The following is a 19186-nucleotide window of genomic DNA, read 5'->3' on the forward strand; positions in this document are numbered from 1 at the left end:
GTCAAACCTCGCGAGTAAACTGTACCACCTGTTGCTGTTGAGTCCGTCGAACAATATATTGCACAATCACCTGAAGACTATCACCTTCGCTGATACTATTGATCGTCGTTGCCTCGATCGCTTGTACCTGAATCACATCTCCTAACCACTGTTCTAATGCACCTTGTAATAGAAACTGAGTTGCCGTAATCAATTCACTGTTATTTGGTGCAAAAACGACCTGCCGAATATTGCTCCCAAAGGTTGGACGATTCACCCGTTCCCCAGGCATCGTAAACAAAACTTGCTCAATCAAGTTGCGAATATGCTCATCTTCGGGCACATCTGCGGTTCGTCCACGCTGATTAATCTGAAAAGGATGAGCAATTTCCATTGTTATATTCCCCTGACGCGGATTTGAGTGAGAACGACTGTGAGCGGTGTTCCGGTTGGAGCGCAAACCGCCTGACTATCTTGTAGCAATACAGGCATTCCCATTGCTTTCACTCGAAGTGCTGCTACAACCCATATTCCAGTGATACAAGGACCCACTCCTGCAAGCGGCGGTGGATTGGTACAACCCGCAATCACATAAGGGGGAGGCTGCACTGTTACTGGCAATCCCATGACTCGAACTCTAGGAACGGGCGCTGTTGATTGAGCTTGCCCCCCGTGAGCACAAATTACAGTACTCCCCATGTTCAGCAGAAATCCAGGCATCTAAACTACCTCCAATGCGCCATTGTTGACATTGACCGCGATCGGGAGCAGTTTAATGTTGGCAGCCGTATTGCTCAATTCAATCTGAGCAGGCGTAATTTTGACCTGTGGAACGGTCGCACTCATTTCGATGCCACTACTGTTCAATTTGGCATTTGCGGGCGCATTATTGAGTTCAATGCCGCTAGATGCGGAAAGTTTGATCGTAGCGGGGTTGCAAATTAAATCGATCGTGCTTGAGGTAATATCGGTTTTAACACTGGTTTGCTTTGATTCAATGTTGTTTTGAGTAATCGTAATCGTAGAATTGGCGCGATTCTTCAGTTCGATAATATCCGCCTTAATCTTAATCGTGGTTTCATCTTTGTTATTGAGTTCAATGCCATCGGCGTTAAACACCATTTTCAGCGTTCTCTCAACCGTTGGACTTTCTACAGTCAGCGTCAGTCCTTTGTTATCTCCCAAATTGCTCAGAGTTAAAGTAATGCCATAAGGTGTTCTAAAGACTTGAACTTTATCAGGATCGTCAACTTTGGCATCCGCAGGCAATTCATCAGTTCCCCAAAAGCACCCTGACCAAATCGGATAGTCCGGGTCGCCTGCTTCAAATTCAACCCAAATATTGCTTCCGACAGGTGGAATCGTAAAAAACCCAATATCTTTTCCCGCATAAGGGGTACAAGGCATCGCCCAACTGGTTGCTCCCACACCATACACCGCTGGCACAGTAACTTGAACCCGTCCCAATTGCAGCGGATCTTTGTTCGCTGTGACTTTACCTCGGTACTTTCCAAAAAAGCTCGGCATCAATTTCTCCTCACACATTCACACTCGACCGTGTTGTTCCCACTCCTTCCCGCGTCATCACAAATCGCTGTTTATAGTCTCCTTGTCGAATTTCGTGTGTGACTTCGTTGACATAGTAGCGACCATCATAGGTGTAACCCACTCCACGCAAATCTACAGTTCCGCCTGCTTGCAACAAATCTCCGTATGTTAAGGTGTCTACTTCGCCTGTCGCTGTGATCACTCGATCGATAGATTGATCCACTTTCGCCTGAGCATAAGCCGATGCTTGTGTCGCCAACCGCGCTGATTGTCGAAACTGCGTTGTGCGAATGTGCGATTGTGTCGTTAAAGCAGGTTCTCGTGAGAAGAGCGATCGCTGACTACTGGTTTGCGATACAGCTTGAATTTGATTGGTTTTACGATCCTGAACTTGTCCAACAACCTTGGTCGCGGCTAAACCATCGTATTGAAAATTAATCGTGTCCACATTGGTAAACGATCCCATGTTAAAAGTGAGCGGTTTGCTCGGTACTGCCGCACGATCCGGCGAACCCCAATAAGCAATGTTCTGTCCGGTGACTGCTCCAGGCTTGATATAGAACACAAAGCCATGTCGATTCGCAAGTTCTTGAATGTACGCCAGATCAGTTCCAAGCTGAACCGGAACTCGCTCTGTGTTCAAAGGTCTTTCGCTCCACTGGGGAGTAGACAACTTTGGAACTAATCCATACTTTCCATATTGAGTAATTAAGGTTTCAACAATGGTTTTGTCGTTTAATTCGGGATGCTCGATCGACTTTTCTTCCAAGTCCATCATCACGCCCACATCTTCCCCAGTAATCGTAAAAATGGATTCCCCAAGTTCTAAGCTGGGTGCAAACTCATGAAAGGTAATGATCCCATCGAGCAAAACACGCGGCTGACTATTCAAAGTCATCGTGACAATCACTCGATTAAACGGTAACAATAGCTGTTCTTCAGAGCCTCGCAACAAAGGATCATCCTGCAAATCCGCAGGAGTCGATCGACCCACCCGAAACACAATTTGAAAACCCGATCGACCACTATCCCGATAGATGATCATCAAACTATCGATCGCTTCAGTCAATTTAGTTGGAGCAGGACGAGGTGTATTTGCACCAATTAAGATCGTCAGATTCAAGTTTCCCTGTGGCATATCACACCTGCGGTACAGGAACTTTCAGCGTTTGATTCGGCTCTTGTGTTAGCTGTCTCGGCTGCATCGCATCATTCGCATCACACACGCGCCAGAACAGTAAAGGATTCCCAAGAGTTCGATCGCTAATTAAATCCAATCGATCGCCATCTACGACAGTGACCTCTGCTAATAATGGAAGCTCTCGACCTTGTGGTAAAAATCTTCGCCGCTTGTAAGCCACAATCCGACCATCCGGCAAGGTCAATTGTGCAGTTTCGATCGCACTGTAACGACTATTCAGATCAAACATTAGTTCTATCCTCGTAAACGCCCTGCAACATTCACTCCTGTGATCTCCCGAACATTGGAGATATTCGCTTTAGCCGCCATTCGCTCTTTGCTAACCTGATGAGCAAAAAACAGCTTGGCACGCTGTTCTTCCCAGGGCACATCACTATAGGTCAACACTTGCAAATTCAGAGAAACTTCTGCTCGAATCGGATTCAATCGAATGTCATGATATGCCTCATCCACGGTGAAGCCTGTGAGCCGAACAGGAAGCACTCGCTTGTCTCCCCAAATCAGCAAAGTAACAGGAGCCGCTAATGGATTAATCTCTAGAACGCCTTGCTGTGTCCGCTGATTGGCAGCTTTTACCAGATCACTTTTCGGATACATCAACACTTCTAAGGCAGAAAGCTGAGGATAGATCCCCAACTCTAGAGCAGTTCGATCGCCTTTTTCGAGTTGGTCGATCGCATCGATTACAACTTTCAGATTAATCGTTTCTCGTGGTGTACGGTTCAGCAAAGTCTCAGGCGAAGGTGCTCCAGCACTTTCTTTGGTCGCTTCAGCATTGAGCGATCGACTAAGACTATCGGGATTATATTGAAACGCGATCGTACTTTCGATTTGGTTGTAGCTAGGGGCTTGCAACGTCACGATCGCACCCTTGATCAGACGAGGGGAACCGGGAAAAGTGGACATAGAACGCAAAATCTTTTAACAATCAGAGTCGAACAATGAACAATTCATATCCAATGATTGCAGCAATACTTTAGCTACAATTACTTCGCGAGCTAACAATCAAACGAACTTGTCAAGTAGTCATAGCTACCACAATAGACCCAAATTGAAAAAGTCCGGAACTTTGTAATGTTTTTTCTCAAAGTTCCGGATTCTTAGATTGTTACTCCATGATAGGGAATCAAGCTTTTGTTATGGAGGGTTGCATGAATCCGGTTAAAGCTGCCGCCTGGAATTTTTGGTATACCTTATCGAATGCAGAAACACTAGCAGTGTACCGATTTGCGATCGCAAAAACCTGGGAGTTGCTCAAACGTGCAGCACAGTTAGTGCTCTTACTATTCCTATTCGCAACAACGATCGCGGTTTGGTTATGGTCAGTCAGCTTCCAGAGTGGTCGATCGCTCCGAGTTTGGCTCGAAACTAAGAATCCAACTCTGCCAGAAGTCCTTACTGCTGCAAAAAATCTATTCTCACAAACGTTCCGCTCGATTTGGAACTGGATGCAATCTCAGATCAAGCAACAGTTCGGGATCGAGATCAAACTTCCCGTAATACCAGAACTTCAGCAATTAGATCCCATACAAAATGCGGGTTCTGTGACAATTACAAAACCCAGCAAGAAGTAGAGCATCTCTAACCTTTCGCTTCTTCTAAATTTAAAAGTCCCACCACCGAATCTTTGAGCTTTCCAGTGTTGGGATCAAGATAGCCTTTCTCTCGAAGTTGCTGCATTGCTTCGGGAGAAAGTTTAACTGTGACGGGATCAACAGTCGTTACGGGCGGCTGTATCAGCTTGCGAATCCCATAGGTGATGAAGCCCAAAATAAAAGGGATCAAGATGAGTAGTGCAAAAGACGTGTTTAGCATTGCGATCGCTCCATAAAGGTTATCGTTCTGTTTCCATTAAAGGCTGTCCAGATTTGTCTTTTTTCTGGATTGCAGGCATCTTCATTTGTGCTGCCTTTTGCCCCAGAGTATCCGCTTCTTGCTCTAACGCAGACTGGTCATTCACAGGTAAACCCTTCACTTGCGTAGTAGGTTTAACTCTGCCCTGCCTTTGCTGAACGACGTGAGCGAGTTCATGTCCTAAAAGCGCTTGACCCGACGACGTTTCGGGATTGAGTCGACCGGGTGCGAAGTGAATTTGGTTGCCTTGAGTGTATGCGATCGCGCCGATTGAATCGACGTGATTACCTTCATGCACTCTGACATCAGCAAAACTGGTATTGAACGCACTTTCCATTTTCGATCTCATTGGTGCGGGGATTGTGCGTCCGGCAGTGTTGGCGATCGCGGTGCGTTGGAAGGAGGTCTGAGCGTTTCTATCTAATGGTTGGGTGAGATGCGGTTGCTTCGCTTCGTCGAGTGTACGTTGCGGCATTGCTCGAATCCTCCAGAACAGAGTAAGAATTTGGTCCTTCAGGTCGTAGATTAATTGCTCAATCTTCTCAGGGTACGGCTAATCTACTGGCGCAAGTTCGTTTCGGCTGCGATTTTATCTATCTGAGCCAGAGTGAGAAATTCGGAGCGGCGATGAACGATCGCGACAGATAAAGTGAATTTCCTAGGGTTTCAAGTTCAGCAAGGAGAACATACCCTACGATCTCGACAATTGCGCTCCGCTTATTACAATTGCGCTCCGCTTATTATTGTGGCACTCGAAGCGTTTGGATACTTTCTGCGGAGTCCTCGGATTACCTCCACATTTTTAGTGATTTTGTGCAGCAAGTCCCAGAATGCTTCCCTTATCTCCTGGTTTATTTCCTCTCTACTCGTCTCCAAACCCGAATTATCCCATTGTGATTGCGTATACATCCATTTGGCACCCCGAATTAATGTCTCTTCATCCCAAATGCTTTGATCAACCCTCATTAAGGCATCCCTTAGAGATGACACAAAACCATCTCTGTCGTAGCCTGATGTGGGGTTTATCGCTGTTGATAATAGACCTTCCACGTCTGTTAAGCGTCCACCAGCAGAGGTGGAAATAGCCTCATTGAGAAACAGGTATTTCGGTGTTGCAGTGTATTGCGCCATTAATGATTTGGCAAATGATGCTCCTTCTTTGATTTGCTTATTACCTGGATCGGTGTGGTTTTCATAGTCGTTCCATGCTGCTGAAACGTCCTGTCCCCCTGGTGCGCGATAATAGGTTGTGGGTTCGATCGCGTACGTACGCATTGCATACTTTTCACTGATGCTATCGATTGTGATAGCCTCTGCCCTGTAGATTTCACGGCACAAATATTGAACAATGGCATTAGTTGAAGCTGGAGTTAAGTTGTAGTTGAACGAGATGAGATTGCCCTGATCCCCCATCTCTGCATTATCTTGCTCGACTTCCGCTAATTTTTGATTAATTTCTATATTGACATCATTTGGATTAGGGAATGGCATATCATCATCGCCCATCTTCCTCCAAACAGTGCCTGCCTGTGTTTCCAGATCTTGGTACAATGCAGTAGCACCCACATCGCTTGCTGCACGCCTTCTTAATTCTGCGAACGGAACTTCTCCTCTAATACTCTCATTAGGGTCTTGTCTTCCATCCTGCCATAACACCTTCACTACATTAATATTAATCGGGGGCGTGCTTGCTGCGATCATTTGATTTGCCGTCTGCTGCAACGCTGCCTGTTTTGCTGGAACTTGGCTAGAATTCTGATAATAATCATTTAAGGCAACGGTCAGCCCCACGGCATTCCTAAAATTCGCTGTTGCGGTGTTATACCGAGTTGCTAATGCGACACCATCACTCTTCTTGACCATCGTTTCATGAAGCACTGCTCGATTGAGGTTTGCTGCTTGAAGATTTCTGCCCGCAAAATTCCCTGCTTCAACATAGATATGTCTAGTAGCGTTTGGTGCGAGTCGATACGTATTTTGGTTAAATACTCCTTGAATCGTGGGTAAGCTGTTCGCGGTTGCTGATGACGCATTTCGCTGTGGTTGTTGGTCTACCTTCATCAGGGGAATCTGGCTAAAATTCTGTGGGTAGAACGAGGACTCGTTCCCCTCTTGCTGAAGATTGCTCCTTTCATCTTTCCTATCCAACGCCTGATGAATTGCCGGACGCTGAAAGGGACTTCTTCTCGAAGTTTCTTCCTCGGTGACGCATGACTTTTCACGATTTAACATACTTCCATAAATCGTCATTCCCTTATCCTCCTTAGTCCTCTATCCTGCAACAAGCCTGACATTTAATTGGTTGATCGCTCTCTCGAAGCTATTACCAGATCGCGATTGGTAGGAATCCTATCTGCCAACAGGGTTAACTCAGTTAGGCGCAGGCGAGAATGATTTCAGCTTTGTTTCTGGAAGTTTCCAGACAAAATCCGCTTCATTCACAGGTCGATCGAGCTTCCGAAATTCCGTCCGTGCCACTGTCAACACTAACGGCATCGTAATCTGTCGCTCCTCACTCGCTGCCGCCTCAAACGCTGAATTCAAAGCAATATTCATGATACTTCCTCCTGTCAATGGTAAACGAGCTAACCAAGCATAATCAAGATCTTTAGCTTTCGGAATTTGTGGCGGAAACACTTTCTCCCACAATCTTTGTCGATCGCTAATCGACGGAAACGGAAAGTTAATCACAAACCGCAATCGTCGCATAAATGCTTGATCCAGTGAGCTTTTCAAATTTGTGGCGAGAATGGCTAGACCGCGATAAGCTTCAATCCGTTGAAGCAAATAGTTAGTCTCAATGTTGGCATATCGATCGTGCGAATCTTTCACTTCACTGCGCTTACCAAACAACGCATCCGCCTCATCAAAGAACAGAATCGCACCTCCATCTTCAGCGGCATCAAACAGTTTACGAAGATTCTTTTCAGTTTCGCCAATGTACTTGCTCACAACGGCAGAGAGATCAATCCGATACAAATTCAACTTCAGTTCATTTGCAATGACTTCTGCTGCCATTGTTTTCCCGGTGCCGCTTTCGCCTGCAAAGAGCGCAGTCACACCCAATCCTCGATTCATGCGATCGCGAAATCCCCATTCGTCATAAACGATACTTCGATGCCTCACCTGAGCTGCAATCTGGTGCAATAAATTCGTTTCTGATTGAGGTAATACAATGTTTTCCCAGGTTGCCTTTGTGTCTAATCGCTGTGCCAAAGCATCTAAGCGGGGACGAGTTCGCATCAGGCACGATTCCCAAAGTCGATCGAACTGAGTCGTATTCGCCGCTTGCTGAATTTCAGTTAAATTCAAGTTAAATTGTCCTGCCAGTAAACCTGCATGGTTAGATTGTCCTAAAAATTCTTGCCAAATTTGCCACTGCTCGATCGAGGTCGGTTTCTCCACTTCAAACGACAAGGACGGCTGATCGAATGAGCTTGTCTGCTCTCGCATATCCAAAAAGAATAAGCCTTGTGTACTCTCCAAAAAGATTTTGAGGGCTGCTGCGGCATTGTTCTCGATCGGTTGCCCGTCTAGATAAACTGCGATCGGAAATAGCTGAATTTCTCGCTGCCATAAACGAATCAGCGTTTCTAGCTCAGAAGCATGAGTGGGTAAGAGTTCTACGCGCATTCGATACAGTGGAATTTCAAACTGTTCCACAACCGCTAAAGCAACCGATTGTTTACTCGATCGATCGCTGCCTAGTAATTGAATTTTCGGTAGATCATCCCCATTGGCTTCGAGTTGCTCCACGATCGCATTCACGACTCGGTGTTGAGAGGGAGCCAAAGCTTGATCCGCATCAAGTGGAGCCAGCAGCGAATTTAAGCGATCGTCTAAATAGTTCAACCCCTTCGCATAGTTAACAATTCGTTCATCCGCTTTGATTGCGCTGACGGTGAGCGGTTGCACTCCTGATTGGTGAATCTCAATTAATCGCCACGATCGTAACGGTCGCTCTGGAGAAACAACATCCCAAACTGGATGATCAAACAGAGATAATGCAAGGGCATAAGTCGGATAGCATCGAGCCGGATCATCTTGGACTTTGGCACAGAAACTTGCAATCTGGGTGTCGAGTTCCATTGCAACACAGAGCAATAGGATCAACTGTTCAAACCGAGTTAATCCTAAAATTGAACTTAATGTGATCAGTGCAGGTGGTGGCTCGATCGCTTCGGCATCCAGCATCCTCGTTTCAGCTTCAGCAAGTTCATCCTCTGTTACGGTTGTGTCTGGAATCATGCGCTGAAGCCGAAGCCGCAACCAGTGGATTGCAACCGATAAGTAGTGAGAGTTTGCTTCTTGCCAAGTCATGTGATCCTCACCGTTTGATTCTCTGCAAACTGAAGGGGACGCGCCCCAAAATTTACCGGAATGCTATCAACCCGATCGACTCTCAACCGAATCACATAGTTACCCGGTTCAGCATTCGGAATGCGAAATCTTAAAGGTGAGATGGATTCAGGTGGAATTTCTCGATCGCCCCACAATAAGCTGATTCGCTGTGTCGATCGAACTTCTGGAGTACAAGTTAAAGTTAGCGTCACATCGCCGCTTGGTGCAGTTAAGGGATCAACCGTTGTTACTTTAGGAGCCAACGCGATCGGCAAATCATTTGTTGCCCATCCTGGAGCAGCAGAGCGATCGACCACTGAAACTGTATAAAGTCCGCCTACCCAATCTAAAGCTTCAGAGAGTTGCACTCGAAGTTCGTTGATTGTGCGATCGCTCAAAGGAGCAATTTCAATCTCAGCATCAGATAGCACACTGCGAAACCGAACGGTTAAATCTCCTTCTAAGCGATCGCCCCGAATGACTAAAATATCTCCCAGTTCTGCACTCGGTTTGCGATTCGGCGGACTAATTTCTAACAAAGTTGGTGGGAGTGAAGCAACCGCGATCGCGCCTCGATCATCACTGCCACGACGCAACACAGGCAGTGGAGTTTTCACGGGTAATCCACTTTCGATCAGTACGATCGAGGCTTGATAAGCGGCTGAGATTCGATATTGTGCCTGAAAGGGTCGCCAGATTTGAGCAATTTCATCAAACGATAGCTTTAATAGAACAAGGCGAATTCGTTCAATCTGCTGATGTAGATCACTACTAAACAAAGCACTATCCGCTTCAGTCGGACGGGTTGCAAGTTCGATCTCTGCGGGACTCAAAATCGTGTGATCATGTAATACGCTCATCGCCTGTCCAAGCAACCGATGACTTTGGATATCATTGTCGTTTTCGCCGTAGGCTGTCACAAGATAGTAAAGCTCCAGTCCCAATGGAAATGGGCGAGTTTCACCCGCTTTACCCTGATGTGGCATGTCCATATTGCGCCACGCACCGCTGACCGCAGTATGGTACAGAAATAGATTAATTTGATTCCCGTCATTGTTGCCACGTGCTTTATCAAGCGGTCGCACAGTGACACTTCCACTCCCTAGCTCATTTCTGACCCCTTGAAAGAGCAGCGATCGTAAAGTGGTTGTCGTTGCCGCGATCGCGAGTGCGTTACTCATGTGTCACCTCTGCGCCGTTTAAGATAGTCACCGAGCTTGAGCGACGGACGAAAATAAGCGATCGTTCTTGGAGCGGGCGGCTGTGCTGGCTCTGGTGCGAGAGTTCTTTTTCGATGCTGTTCTTCGATCTCTTCTCGTATTGTGGACGTTAGCTGAACGTTTGGAATTTGAGAAGATTGATAGTTCTGCGAAGGGTTGGATGTTTCTGGAATACTGCGATCGCGTCTTGCTTCCAAGGGTGATAGTTCAGGAAATTGCTCAGAAATTGATTCGTTTTCGTCTAACTGCGATCGAACAATCCGATTTGGCGATCGATCTTCTTGAGTAGCAACAATCTGAGGTACAGATTGCGATCGAGATGTTACTTTAGAGAGCCGAGCCAATTTTTCTAAATCAGGCTCAGTACGTTTTTCAGGTTTGGATAAATTGCTCGATCGGACTTGAGAAACGATTTCAGGTTGAGCTAATTTCGCTTGAGAATCACATTCTATCTCCTTGAGAAACAAGGAACTTACAGATGGACTTTGTACAATTTGCTCTGAATGATCGACTGTACTGATTTGATCTTCAGCGACTAATCTGACTTGCTGTGGATCAGGCGAATTCTCAATAGTGCGATGAACCTCGGCTCTAAATCCCGATTGTTGGGCTTCTGAAATTGAAGAGAACTCTGAATGATCTAAACCGGGTATATCTTCACGAACTAAAACGATATTTTGGTCAACTGTTTTTGTTCTATCTTCCGAGGAAAAGCCTCTTTGATTCGGGGCTGTGTGATCAGAAGCTTGAGAACGATAGTTTGCCTCTTTAATTTGTGCGATCGCTGAATCCAATAGTTGCTCATTTTCAGCATCTATCAGAATCGGGGCGATGATACCAGGTGCGTTCTTCAAGGATGCTTCTTCAATATCTTTCCTAATAGATGAACTGTTAAATTGTTGATTGTCAGACCAAGAACTCGTAGAAATAGGTTCATTCAATCCATCTTGTTGTGTCTTTGTCCTTTCTGTAATTAGCAAACGATTGTGATTATCAAATTGCTGAGTCGAACTAGAGGCTTGAAATCGATCGATCAATTGCCCTATACCGTGATGTTCAACTTGAGGATAGTTCTCATTCCCTAACTTAAATCTTGCACCATTCCCAACAAGACGTATTTTAGGCATTTCGTCCTCTGCGCTATCTCGCTCCGGAGTAGAATTTGGGGCTAACGGTGCGAAGTCCGTTTCATCGGACTGAAGAAGCTGAAATGTGCTTTCAGTCCCCTTGAGTGGACTTGGTTCTATTAGCCCCGACTTCCAGTCCGGGGCGGGTGAATGCAATGCACGAGAACCTGGAACAATCGCTTGTTGAGACTGCTGCAAGATCTGAGCTAACCCTTTCTCCAAAGGTAGAAACAAAGAAACCAAACTCTTGCTTCCCTCTCCTGTCTTCGGAGAGTAGGGTGGTTTCATTGTCAGTGATGAATCTTCATCTTCGTTCTTGCCGATTCTGCCCTCATCCCCTAGCCCCTTCTCCCAAGCTTGGGAGAAGGGGAACCGGAACTCTTGCTCCCCTCTCCCAAACTTGGGAGAGGGGCTGGGGGTGAGGGCACTCCGAGAAGTTTGCACATCACGTTCTGTCTCCTTAAACCCCAATTGAGATTGAACAGCGAACCAATCCTCTCCCACACGATCCTCTTCCAAGTGAGCCTCAGAGCTAAACACACGAAGCCTATCATCTCGAATTGGCTTGCTGTTAGTGTGCGGAGGCACACTTTGTTTGTATAGCTGCGAATTCCATTCGCCAGAGCACCTCTGTAAATCCAATCGTGAATTCGCGATCGAATTCAGTCGCGAATTCAATTCCTCAAATCGCCCGTATGTCTGCAAATTCTGTCCGTCAAACTTCCCATATACCTGCGAATTCGCTTCCCCAGATTGCCCAAGGTCGATCGCAGAATCTAACGATACTAAACCAGAAATACTCAACTGACTTGGCAATGGTTGATTATCGATCGACAAATTCCCACCCAACAATCCACTATCAGCAACATCAATCCGAGATAGACTACCTTGAACATTTCCTAATAAAACCGTTTCAGCATTCTCAATTTCATCGATCCCCAAACGCTTAATGGAAGATCCCAACCCTGTCATCCCAATCCCAGACTCTTCAGCATAAAGTCCTCCACCCGTGGGGGATTTAGTGGGCACAATTCCCCCCAAACGAAGCGAAGGACTACCCGAAATCAAATTCACTCCAAAGCCCGGTAATGGTTTCCCTACTGCGACTTGCTGTTCCTGCCTCTGTTCAATCTCAGAATTCGGCTTCAGAGGCGACGATCGAAAAAAAAACTGAGCATCCGACGACTGTTCCGACGGCGGTAAAACCCGTTGTTCGATCGTCTCCGAGTTCTCCTCACTGCAATCTTCCATCAACATCATTCCAGGCTCGAACATGGACGCGATCGACGGTTGCAGCGTTTCTCTCAGCCCCAAAGTTCGTTCTGCTAAGCCTAAAAAATAGTTTGCCATCAGCTTACTAAACCCAAATACAACTGTCGTCGGGCGGTTGTCATGCTCAAAATATCGATCTCACGCCAACCATAAAACCTAGCTAACACATGCACTTCATGAAGCAATCGTTTTGCCTGTACCGTAAGCTCTGTCCAAAAAAACGCCACAATATCAAACAACAAATTCCATTGATGCCCACAAGCAGGACAATCAAAACTCAACAGAATTTCAGCTTGAGGATCATAGTCCGACAATGTTTCCCCAAACTGTTCAATGACTCCAGTAGGCAACTGATCATAGTTCACCAATTGCCCATCCAAGTTCGCCTGAAGCAAACAACGCTGCTCCAGAATCGTCTTTGCCTGCATTGCATCTTTTTGCCCAGCGATCGCAGCTAAATCCCAACTATTTGCCAATCGAAACTGCAATTCATACGAATCAATCCGACAGCGATAAACTTGGGGCTGCGATCGCTGCAATTCTACAATCCGAAAGTTCGATACATTCAGCGTAGACTCTAGCTTTTCCTGACAATGCGGACAAGCTGTAAGACTGGTCATCTGATTTCCAAACGTCAACTCTCGCAGCCTCAGTAAATAAGCATCTCTTTGCCCAATACTTAAGGCTGCAAGTTCTGAAGTAGTCTGTTCTGGACAAGCCATCGACAGCATCGTTATTGCTCGATCGAGAAAATGCTGTCGCTGCCCCAGTTCCCAAACCTGGATAATTTGCTGTGCAGAGAGCGATCGCATCTTACGGTTTAATCTCCTCTTCTGAAGGCTCATTCACGTCCGTATCGCGCTCCCAGCCCTCGTTCTGGAGTTGAATGCTTTGAATCGCGATCGCATTCCCATTCGCATCGAGTTCTGGCAATGCTTGATACTCCGACACCCAGCAGCGATAGACTTTGTAAGAAATTGCTTTCTGTCCCGCTTCATTAAACACATCAATAATGATGTCTTGTCGGAAGTTCTTCAATCCCATTTCTTTTGTTCGACTGTCTGGTGCTGCCTGAGCATTCCGATAGTTCCAAACCCGATTTGCCCAATCTTCAAACATCGTATCGTGTGTCACGCCACGTTCTAAAGTAATCGGATCGTACTTACTCTGTCCGGGTGAATGTCGCTGTGTGCTGGCATCTCCGCCCTCACGATGACTGATTACTTCTGTCGATCGCTTGAGTCCTCCAACCTTGCTCACCCCTGCAACATACTGCCCATTGACTTTCACCCGAAACTTAAAATTCTTATACGGATCAAACCGTTCCGTATTGACTGAGAACTGTGCCATTGTTTCCTCCAATCATTCTGTTTAAGACATCTAACCCATTGTCGATCGACCTAGTTTGTAATCCTAAGTCGCAATCTTTCCAGCAATCTGCTGGAACTTCAGAATGACGAACTCCGCAGGCTTCAACGGTGCATAACCCACCACAATATTCACAATCCCCAGGTCAATATCATTCTGTGTCGTAGTCTCTTTATCACATTTGACAAAGTAAGCTTCTGTAGGCGAACTTCCCTGAAACGCACCTTGTCGAAATAGATTGTTCATAAATGCGCCAATGTTCAATCGAATCTGCGACCACAGCGGCTCATCATTCGGCTCAAACACGACCCATTTTGTACCCCGGTACAAGCTTTCTTCGAGAAACAGCGCCAATCGCCGCACCGGAACATACTTCCACTCCGAAGCCAGTGCATCCGCGCCCTTCAATGTTCTCGCACCCCAAGCTACATTCCCATACACCGGAAATGTCCTCAAACAATTCACCCCTAACGGATTCAAGATGCCATTCTCTTTATCGGTCATGTTATACGACAACTGACTCACACCCGATAGCACCGCATCAATTCCCGCTGGAGCTTTCCACACACCTCTCTGAACGTCCGTCCGGGCATAGATTCCCGCCATAATTCCAGAGGGCGGAAACTCTTCTAACCGAAACTCTCTTGCTGCATCAGGAAGCTTCACCCGTGGGTAATAAACTACTGCATTCGGACTTCGCAAGCCCAAGCTATCGATACCACTTTGAGCATCTGAAGGCTTATTCCAACCTGTGGGCGGATCAACCAACAACATCGATCGACGTTCTTCACAGTAAGCTAACGCCGTTCTGAGCAGCGTCAGTCCTCCAGGAGAATCCTCGTTTGCAACGGCTTCATCGAGCGATCGAGGAGCAATACACAGCAAGTTAAACAAATCTGCTTTTTCTAACGCGAACAATCCCGTCTTTTCTCCTGCATCTCCCAAATATTCAGCATAAGTCGGTGTTTCTCCATCCACTCCATTCGCAAAACCAGCCGGAGCCGCAGTAGGAATTGGACTTGGCATTGCTGTGGGCGGTGTGGATACATTCGCTAACGCAGACTGTTGATCCACCACTTTCTTCACGTACCGAGGAGAATCTGTTTTCCACGACACGTTCCGAAACACCTCTAACTCTACATAAGTGGGCGGTGCATTACTATCCAAAGCGCGTTGAAGTGGCGTGGGTTCTACTCTCCGACTAATTGTGAGATTAAACAAAGAATCATCTTCATCCCTAATACTTGGATCAACGGCGCTAACAGAAGCCGCTAAACCACCACTCCAAGTCCCTGGACTCTTTGCAGTTAGACCAATATTCGATGCTGTTGCTGTTCCTGCTGCTGCGTCTTTTCCAACCACTCGGATAATCAGTGCATCACTTCCACCATTCAGAAAGTACTGCTGCACCATATAAGACATTGGACTTTTAATCCACAGTCCCCCAAATTGCCGCTCAAACTCAGCATAGCTCTGAATCCGAATAGGAGTATTAACAGCTCCTCGAAGCGCTTGACCGATAAATGCTGTAATCGCGGTTGCAACTCCGGTAATGGTTCGGACACCGCTTGGGATTTCCTCAATGTAAACACCGGGATAAGTCGGAGTGACGGGCATAATGTTTCCTCTTCTGGTAGCAATGCACAGAATCAAGCCGCAAACTTTCTATTCAATCTATCTATTCAGAATCTTCTAATGTAGTGACAAGCTACAAAGTCAAAAGAATCCGCAGCATCTGGAGCGCTAAAACAAAGACTACGAAATAATGTCGATCGCTAACGAAGTCATCCTAATAAGACGCTTTAAGAATCCTTCACTTCCGTCGCATCCACCCGTGATTGAAACCGCAGTCTATCGGTGGAAAGTTCAATAAATGAAACTAAAAGCTATGTACAGCAAGCTTTTCAGTCTGTCTCAATAGACTCTGTTCCGATAGCCCCGAATTCATTCGAGGGGCGACTCATGCAATGAACGACTACCTTCAAAGCAATGAACGATTATTCTAAAGCATCTTCTTAAGACACTACGGCAGATTGTAGATGGAAAATCGCAGCAGAGGAAGAATAGTATCAAAATTGTAAGAAAACAACACTTAATTTTATTGCTCACCACAATCGATTTAGGACGGGTGAGCACCTTCCGTGTGCTAATCATCTGCATTGAGTAACTGTTCATCAATCGCTTTCAACCGCGATCGCACAACTTCCTCAGACAAGATCCGCTTTCTCAACGCATCAGTCAGTGCATTCTTCTCTGCTAACAACAATCGCCGCCTGACTGCATCAAATCTCGAATCTCGAATTGCGATTTCAACTGCTTTTTCCGATCGACGATTGTAAAAGTCCCTCAACGATCGCTCTGCCGCTGCAACTTTAATTTGATAGCTCGATCGTAGTTCTTCATAAACTGATTTCGGCAGCACTCCACTTTTCAACAAGGTATCGAGTTCATCTTGTGCTGCTTTTGCGGTCATTAACTGCGATTGCAATCCTTCAATCCACTGCTGCGTCTCTGAGGTATGAGATAACTGTAATCTCTGAACTGCTAACGGCAATCCTACTGCTTGACCCACTAGCGACAAAAGAACTGCGCCAAATACGATCGCAATCAATGACTCTCTCCCCGGAATGTTTGCTGGCAAACTCAGCACCAAAGCCATTGACAATGATCCTTTGATATTTCCCAGAAACAAAACGTGCTGCCATTTCAATGGAATAGGTCGATCGAATACTTTTACTAAGGCTAACAATGGATAGACTGCTAACAATCTCCCAATCTGATACGCCAACACTGCCAACAATACTGCGGGCAAAGTCCGTCCCAAAGTATCTAACCGAAGCTCCAACCCAATCAGCAAGAAAATAAAGGTATTCACCCCAAATCCTGCATATTCCCAGAAACTTAGAACAGTAATGCGACTTGATGCGGAAACGCTCTGCGATCGCTCTAAGTTCCCGACCATCAATCCCGCAATCACAACTGCTACGACACCCGAAACGCTCAAAAACTGGCAAAGCTGAAACGCACTCAGCGCGATCGCAACCGTCAACAAAATACTACTGAGCGGATCATCTTCCGATTGCCGATACAATCCCACGCCCAAATAGCCCAATACCAGTCCAACCGCCACTCCTCCTATAATCACAAACACCAATTCACGCAAACCATCGAACAACGTAATACTTCCAGTTGCATTAAATTTCAGAATCAAACTAAATAAAACGAGCGCAATCCCATCGTTGAACAGACTCTCCCCTTCCACGATCGTAATTAACCGCGACGGAACTGCCACCTCTTTAAACACAGCAATCACTGACACGGTATCCGTAATCGCCAAAATGACTCCCGCCAACAACGCGGGAACCCAGGGCAATGTCAGCCCGAACTTCAACCCAATCGCGGTCACCCCTACCGCAATCAACACTCCCGGACCTGCCAGCAGCAAAATCGGCATCAACGTACTTCGCAACCGTCGAATATCCGTATTAATCGCCGCCTCGAACAACAAAATCGGCAGAAACAAATTAATAATCAGTGCCGAATCCAGCCCAATTTTTCGAGGCAAAAATTCCGCGATCGCAACTCCCGCCAAAACCAACCCAGTCACATACGGAACCCGCAACCGTCTCGACAACAATGCCACGATCGTTGCCACCAGCAGCAAAATGATCAGCACCGTAACCAACTGTGCAAACTGTCCCTGATCGCCCGTTGCGATCGCCAAAACTTGCTGTGTCATCATTTTGTGACTGTCTCACCCCGAATCGCCTCTAAAGACCATACTGGATCTAGGCAAGATTGCGTCGCCCAGCTTTGCTGTTCCAAAATCAACGCACTCTCCCGCTCTCGAAAAACTTCCATTAAGATGTTCTTTTCCCCGCTCATTTAAGGATTAAAAGCAGTGAGTCCAGAAACCCTTGTAAAATCCCCCACTCCCTTCTCCACCGCAGAATTTGACGAATACGTGATGACCACGTATGCCCGCTTCCCGTTAACTTTAGTTCGCGGCTCAGGCTCTCGCGTGTGGGACGACCAAGGGCGAGAATATCTGGATTTCGTCGCCGGAATCGCCACCTGCACCCTCGGTCATGCCCACCCTGCAATGGTCGCCGCTGTTACCGAGCAAGCCCAAACCCTCGTCCACGTCTCCAACCTCTACTACAACGAACCCCAAGGCGAACTCGCGAAATGGCTCGTCGATCATTCTTGTGCCGATCGCGCTTTTTTCTGTAACTCCGGAGCCGAAGCCAACGAAGCCGCAATCAAACTCGCCCGCAAATACGCTCACACCGTCTGCAACATCTCCAACCCTGTAATCATTACGGCAAACGCCAGCTTCCACGGACGCACTCTCGCCACGATTACCGCCACTGGACAGCCCAAATACCAGCAAAACTTTAATCCTCTCGTTCCAGGCTTCCACTACGTCCCCTACAACGATGTCGAAGCCTTGAAAAGCACGATCGCTGAACTCGACCAATCCGAACCCCAAGTCGCCGCCATCATGCTCGAAGGCTTACAAGGCGAAGGTGGTGTCCGTCCCGGTGATCTCGCTTACTTCCACGCCGTCCGCCAACTCTGCGACGAAAAAGGCATTCTCCTGATCATGGACGAAGTTCAAGTCGGCATGGGACGCAGCGGCAAACTCTGGGGTTATGAAAATCTTAGCATCGAACCCGATATTTTCACCTCTGCAAAAGGATTAGGTGGCGGTGTCCCGATCGGTGCAATGCTCTGCAAATCCCATTGCAACGTATTCGCCCCTGGAGATCACGCCAGCACCTTTGGCGGAAATCCATTTGCCTGTGCGGTCGCTCTCGCAGTCTGCCACACGATCGAGCGTGAAAATCTTCTCGCCCAAGTTCAAGTCCGTGGCGAACAACTCCGCTCCGGTCTCACCCAAATCGCCCACAAATTCCCCACGCTGATCTCAGAAGTTCGCGGTTGGGGACTGATCAACGGTCTAGAACTCAGCGCTGAGAGCAATTTCACTGCCGCCGATATTGTCAAAGTCGCGATTCAAGAAGGCGTTCTACTCGTTCCAGCAGGTCCCAAAGTCGTCCGCTTTGTGCCACCACTGATCGTCACGACTGAAGAAATCGATCGTGCCCTGACCGCTATCGATCGTGCTCTGACCGTCCTCAGCTAACAGCAATTCTCATTATGAAAAATCAACTGGAGTTGGGCGGGACTTCTAACTCCAGTCCTTCAATCATAAAGGTCAGCAAATGATCCCAATTCTCGAACAATAAGTAGCGAGTTAAGGCACGCAGATC

General features: G+C 46.9%; 18 protein-coding genes. 2 read left to right on the top strand and 16 right to left on the bottom strand.

The window, feature by feature from the left end; genetic code table 11:
* Position 1: 1 nt before the first annotated feature.
* From ACQ4M5_RS18680 to ACQ4M5_RS18705, 6 genes are read right to left on the bottom strand one after another with little or no spacing between them, the layout of a single operon-like run.
* Positions 2-373: a GPW/gp25 family protein gene (locus ACQ4M5_RS18680; protein WP_430677174.1), complete on the bottom strand. Its 372-nt coding sequence runs from the start codon at positions 371-373 to the stop codon at positions 2-4.
* A gap of 2 nt (positions 374-375) precedes the next feature.
* Positions 376-699 (bottom strand): hypothetical protein, encoded by a 324-nt coding sequence (locus tag ACQ4M5_RS18685; RefSeq protein ID WP_430677175.1) that lies wholly within the window; start codon positions 697-699, stop codon positions 376-378.
* Entirely contained in the window at positions 700-1506 is an 807-nt protein-coding gene (locus ACQ4M5_RS18690; RefSeq protein WP_430677176.1) for a phage baseplate assembly protein V, read from the bottom strand.
* A 10-nt stretch (positions 1507-1516) separates the two neighbouring features.
* Positions 1517-2665, bottom strand: coding sequence for a phage late control D family protein (locus ACQ4M5_RS18695; RefSeq protein ID WP_430677177.1), 1149 nt, complete (start codon positions 2663-2665; stop codon positions 1517-1519).
* 1 nt (position 2666) lies between these two features.
* Complete coding sequence (locus ACQ4M5_RS18700) at positions 2667-2957, bottom strand: LysM domain-containing protein (protein ID WP_430677178.1); 291 nt, start codon at positions 2955-2957, stop codon at positions 2667-2669.
* Positions 2958-2962: 5 nt separating this feature from the next.
* A complete protein-coding gene (locus ACQ4M5_RS18705; protein ID WP_430677179.1) occupies positions 2963-3634 on the bottom strand; it encodes a hypothetical protein in 672 nt (223 codons plus the stop codon).
* Between the two features lie 245 nt (positions 3635-3879).
* Between ACQ4M5_RS18705 and ACQ4M5_RS18710 the strand changes: the two genes are divergently transcribed.
* Positions 3880-4302 (top strand): hypothetical protein, encoded by a 423-nt coding sequence (locus tag ACQ4M5_RS18710; protein WP_430677180.1) that lies wholly within the window; start codon positions 3880-3882, stop codon positions 4300-4302.
* Between the two features lie 7 nt (positions 4303-4309).
* On the opposite strand, the gene ACQ4M5_RS18715 is transcribed toward ACQ4M5_RS18710, so the two are convergent.
* The 10 genes from ACQ4M5_RS18715 to ACQ4M5_RS18760 all read right to left on the bottom strand — a co-directional run bounded on the left by ACQ4M5_RS18715 (position 4310) and on the right by ACQ4M5_RS18760 (position 17652).
* Complete coding sequence (locus ACQ4M5_RS18715; RefSeq protein ID WP_430677181.1) at positions 4310-4543, bottom strand: hypothetical protein; 234 nt, start codon at positions 4541-4543, stop codon at positions 4310-4312.
* Positions 4544-4562: 19 nt separating this feature from the next.
* Positions 4563-5057, bottom strand: a complete 495-nt coding sequence (locus ACQ4M5_RS18720; RefSeq protein WP_430677182.1) for a DUF4157 domain-containing protein — start codon at positions 5055-5057, stop codon at positions 4563-4565.
* A gap of 245 nt (positions 5058-5302) precedes the next feature.
* On the bottom strand, positions 5303-6832 hold the full coding sequence (locus ACQ4M5_RS18725) for a hypothetical protein (RefSeq protein ID WP_430677183.1): 1530 nt from the start codon (positions 6830-6832) through the stop codon (positions 5303-5305).
* Positions 6833-6952: 120 nt separating this feature from the next.
* Entirely contained in the window at positions 6953-8902 is a 1950-nt protein-coding gene (locus tag ACQ4M5_RS18730) for an ATP-binding protein (RefSeq protein ID WP_430677184.1), read from the bottom strand.
* Entirely contained in the window at positions 8899-10104 is a 1206-nt protein-coding gene (locus tag ACQ4M5_RS18735) for a DUF4255 domain-containing protein (RefSeq protein WP_430677185.1), read from the bottom strand. The genes ACQ4M5_RS18730 and ACQ4M5_RS18735 overlap by 4 nt, the downstream gene beginning before the upstream one ends.
* Positions 10101-12620, bottom strand: coding sequence for a hypothetical protein (locus ACQ4M5_RS18740; RefSeq protein ID WP_430677186.1), 2520 nt, complete (start codon positions 12618-12620; stop codon positions 10101-10103). The genes ACQ4M5_RS18735 and ACQ4M5_RS18740 overlap by 4 nt, the downstream gene beginning before the upstream one ends.
* Complete coding sequence (locus ACQ4M5_RS18745; protein ID WP_430677187.1) at positions 12620-13387, bottom strand: phage baseplate protein; 768 nt, start codon at positions 13385-13387, stop codon at positions 12620-12622. Before ACQ4M5_RS18745 ends, ACQ4M5_RS18740 begins: the two co-directional genes overlap by 1 nt.
* The gene (locus ACQ4M5_RS18750; protein WP_068385056.1) at positions 13356-13892 is read right to left on the bottom strand and encodes a phage tail protein; all 537 of its coding nucleotides are present in this window, start codon (positions 13890-13892) and stop codon (positions 13356-13358) included. Before ACQ4M5_RS18750 ends, ACQ4M5_RS18745 begins: the two co-directional genes overlap by 32 nt.
* Positions 13893-13955: 63 nt before the next feature.
* On the bottom strand, positions 13956-15527 hold the full coding sequence (locus ACQ4M5_RS18755; RefSeq protein ID WP_430677188.1) for a phage tail sheath C-terminal domain-containing protein: 1572 nt from the start codon (positions 15525-15527) through the stop codon (positions 13956-13958).
* Positions 15528-16056: 529 nt separating this feature from the next.
* Positions 16057-17652 carry a cation:proton antiporter gene (locus ACQ4M5_RS18760; RefSeq protein WP_430677189.1) on the bottom strand — a complete coding sequence of 532 codons (1596 nt, stop codon included), beginning with the start codon at positions 17650-17652 and terminating at the stop codon, positions 16057-16059.
* Positions 17653-17811: 159 nt separating this feature from the next.
* Between ACQ4M5_RS18760 and ACQ4M5_RS18765 the strand changes: the two genes are divergently transcribed.
* Positions 17812-19059, top strand: coding sequence for an aspartate aminotransferase family protein (locus tag ACQ4M5_RS18765; RefSeq protein ID WP_430677190.1), 1248 nt, complete (start codon positions 17812-17814; stop codon positions 19057-19059).
* Positions 19060-19186 lie beyond the last annotated feature (127 nt).

This window comes from Leptolyngbya sp. AN10, assembly GCF_050565645.1.
Classification (GTDB): domain Bacteria; phylum Cyanobacteriota; class Cyanobacteriia; order Leptolyngbyales; family Leptolyngbyaceae; genus Leptolyngbya.

What these genes read in the sequence shown, in the direction of transcription:
- ACQ4M5_RS18755 (WP_430677188.1), bottom strand. Translation starts at nt 15,527, where the DNA reads ATGCCCGTCACTCCGACTTATCCCGGTGTTTACATTGAGGAAATCCCA.
- ACQ4M5_RS18745 (WP_430677187.1), bottom strand. Translation starts at nt 13,387, where the DNA reads ATGAGCCTTCAGAAGAGGAGATTAAACCGTAAGATGCGATCGCTCTCT.
- ACQ4M5_RS18680 (WP_430677174.1), bottom strand. Translation starts at nt 373, where the DNA reads ATGGAAATTGCTCATCCTTTTCAGATTAATCAGCGTGGACGAACCGCA.
- ACQ4M5_RS18760 (WP_430677189.1), bottom strand. Translation starts at nt 17,652, where the DNA reads ATGATGACACAGCAAGTTTTGGCGATCGCAACGGGCGATCAGGGACAG.
- ACQ4M5_RS18725 (WP_430677183.1), bottom strand. Translation starts at nt 6,832, where the DNA reads ATGACGATTTATGGAAGTATGTTAAATCGTGAAAAGTCATGCGTCACC.
- ACQ4M5_RS18690 (WP_430677176.1), bottom strand. Translation starts at nt 1,506, where the DNA reads ATGCCGAGCTTTTTTGGAAAGTACCGAGGTAAAGTCACAGCGAACAAA.
- ACQ4M5_RS18730 (WP_430677184.1), bottom strand. Translation starts at nt 8,902, where the DNA reads ATGACTTGGCAAGAAGCAAACTCTCACTACTTATCGGTTGCAATCCAC.
- ACQ4M5_RS18695 (WP_430677177.1), bottom strand. Translation starts at nt 2,665, where the DNA reads ATGCCACAGGGAAACTTGAATCTGACGATCTTAATTGGTGCAAATACA.
- ACQ4M5_RS18715 (WP_430677181.1), bottom strand. Translation starts at nt 4,543, where the DNA reads ATGCTAAACACGTCTTTTGCACTACTCATCTTGATCCCTTTTATTTTG.
- ACQ4M5_RS18750 (WP_068385056.1), bottom strand. Translation starts at nt 13,892, where the DNA reads ATGGCACAGTTCTCAGTCAATACGGAACGGTTTGATCCGTATAAGAAT.
- ACQ4M5_RS18700 (WP_430677178.1), bottom strand. Translation starts at nt 2,957, where the DNA reads ATGTTTGATCTGAATAGTCGTTACAGTGCGATCGAAACTGCACAATTG.
- ACQ4M5_RS18705 (WP_430677179.1), bottom strand. Translation starts at nt 3,634, where the DNA reads ATGTCCACTTTTCCCGGTTCCCCTCGTCTGATCAAGGGTGCGATCGTG.
- ACQ4M5_RS18710 (WP_430677180.1), top strand. Translation starts at nt 3,880, where the DNA reads ATGAATCCGGTTAAAGCTGCCGCCTGGAATTTTTGGTATACCTTATCG.
- ACQ4M5_RS18720 (WP_430677182.1), bottom strand. Translation starts at nt 5,057, where the DNA reads ATGCCGCAACGTACACTCGACGAAGCGAAGCAACCGCATCTCACCCAA.
- ACQ4M5_RS18740 (WP_430677186.1), bottom strand. Translation starts at nt 12,620, where the DNA reads ATGGCAAACTATTTTTTAGGCTTAGCAGAACGAACTTTGGGGCTGAGA.
- ACQ4M5_RS18735 (WP_430677185.1), bottom strand. Translation starts at nt 10,104, where the DNA reads ATGAGTAACGCACTCGCGATCGCGGCAACGACAACCACTTTACGATCG.
- ACQ4M5_RS18685 (WP_430677175.1), bottom strand. Translation starts at nt 699, where the DNA reads ATGCCTGGATTTCTGCTGAACATGGGGAGTACTGTAATTTGTGCTCAC.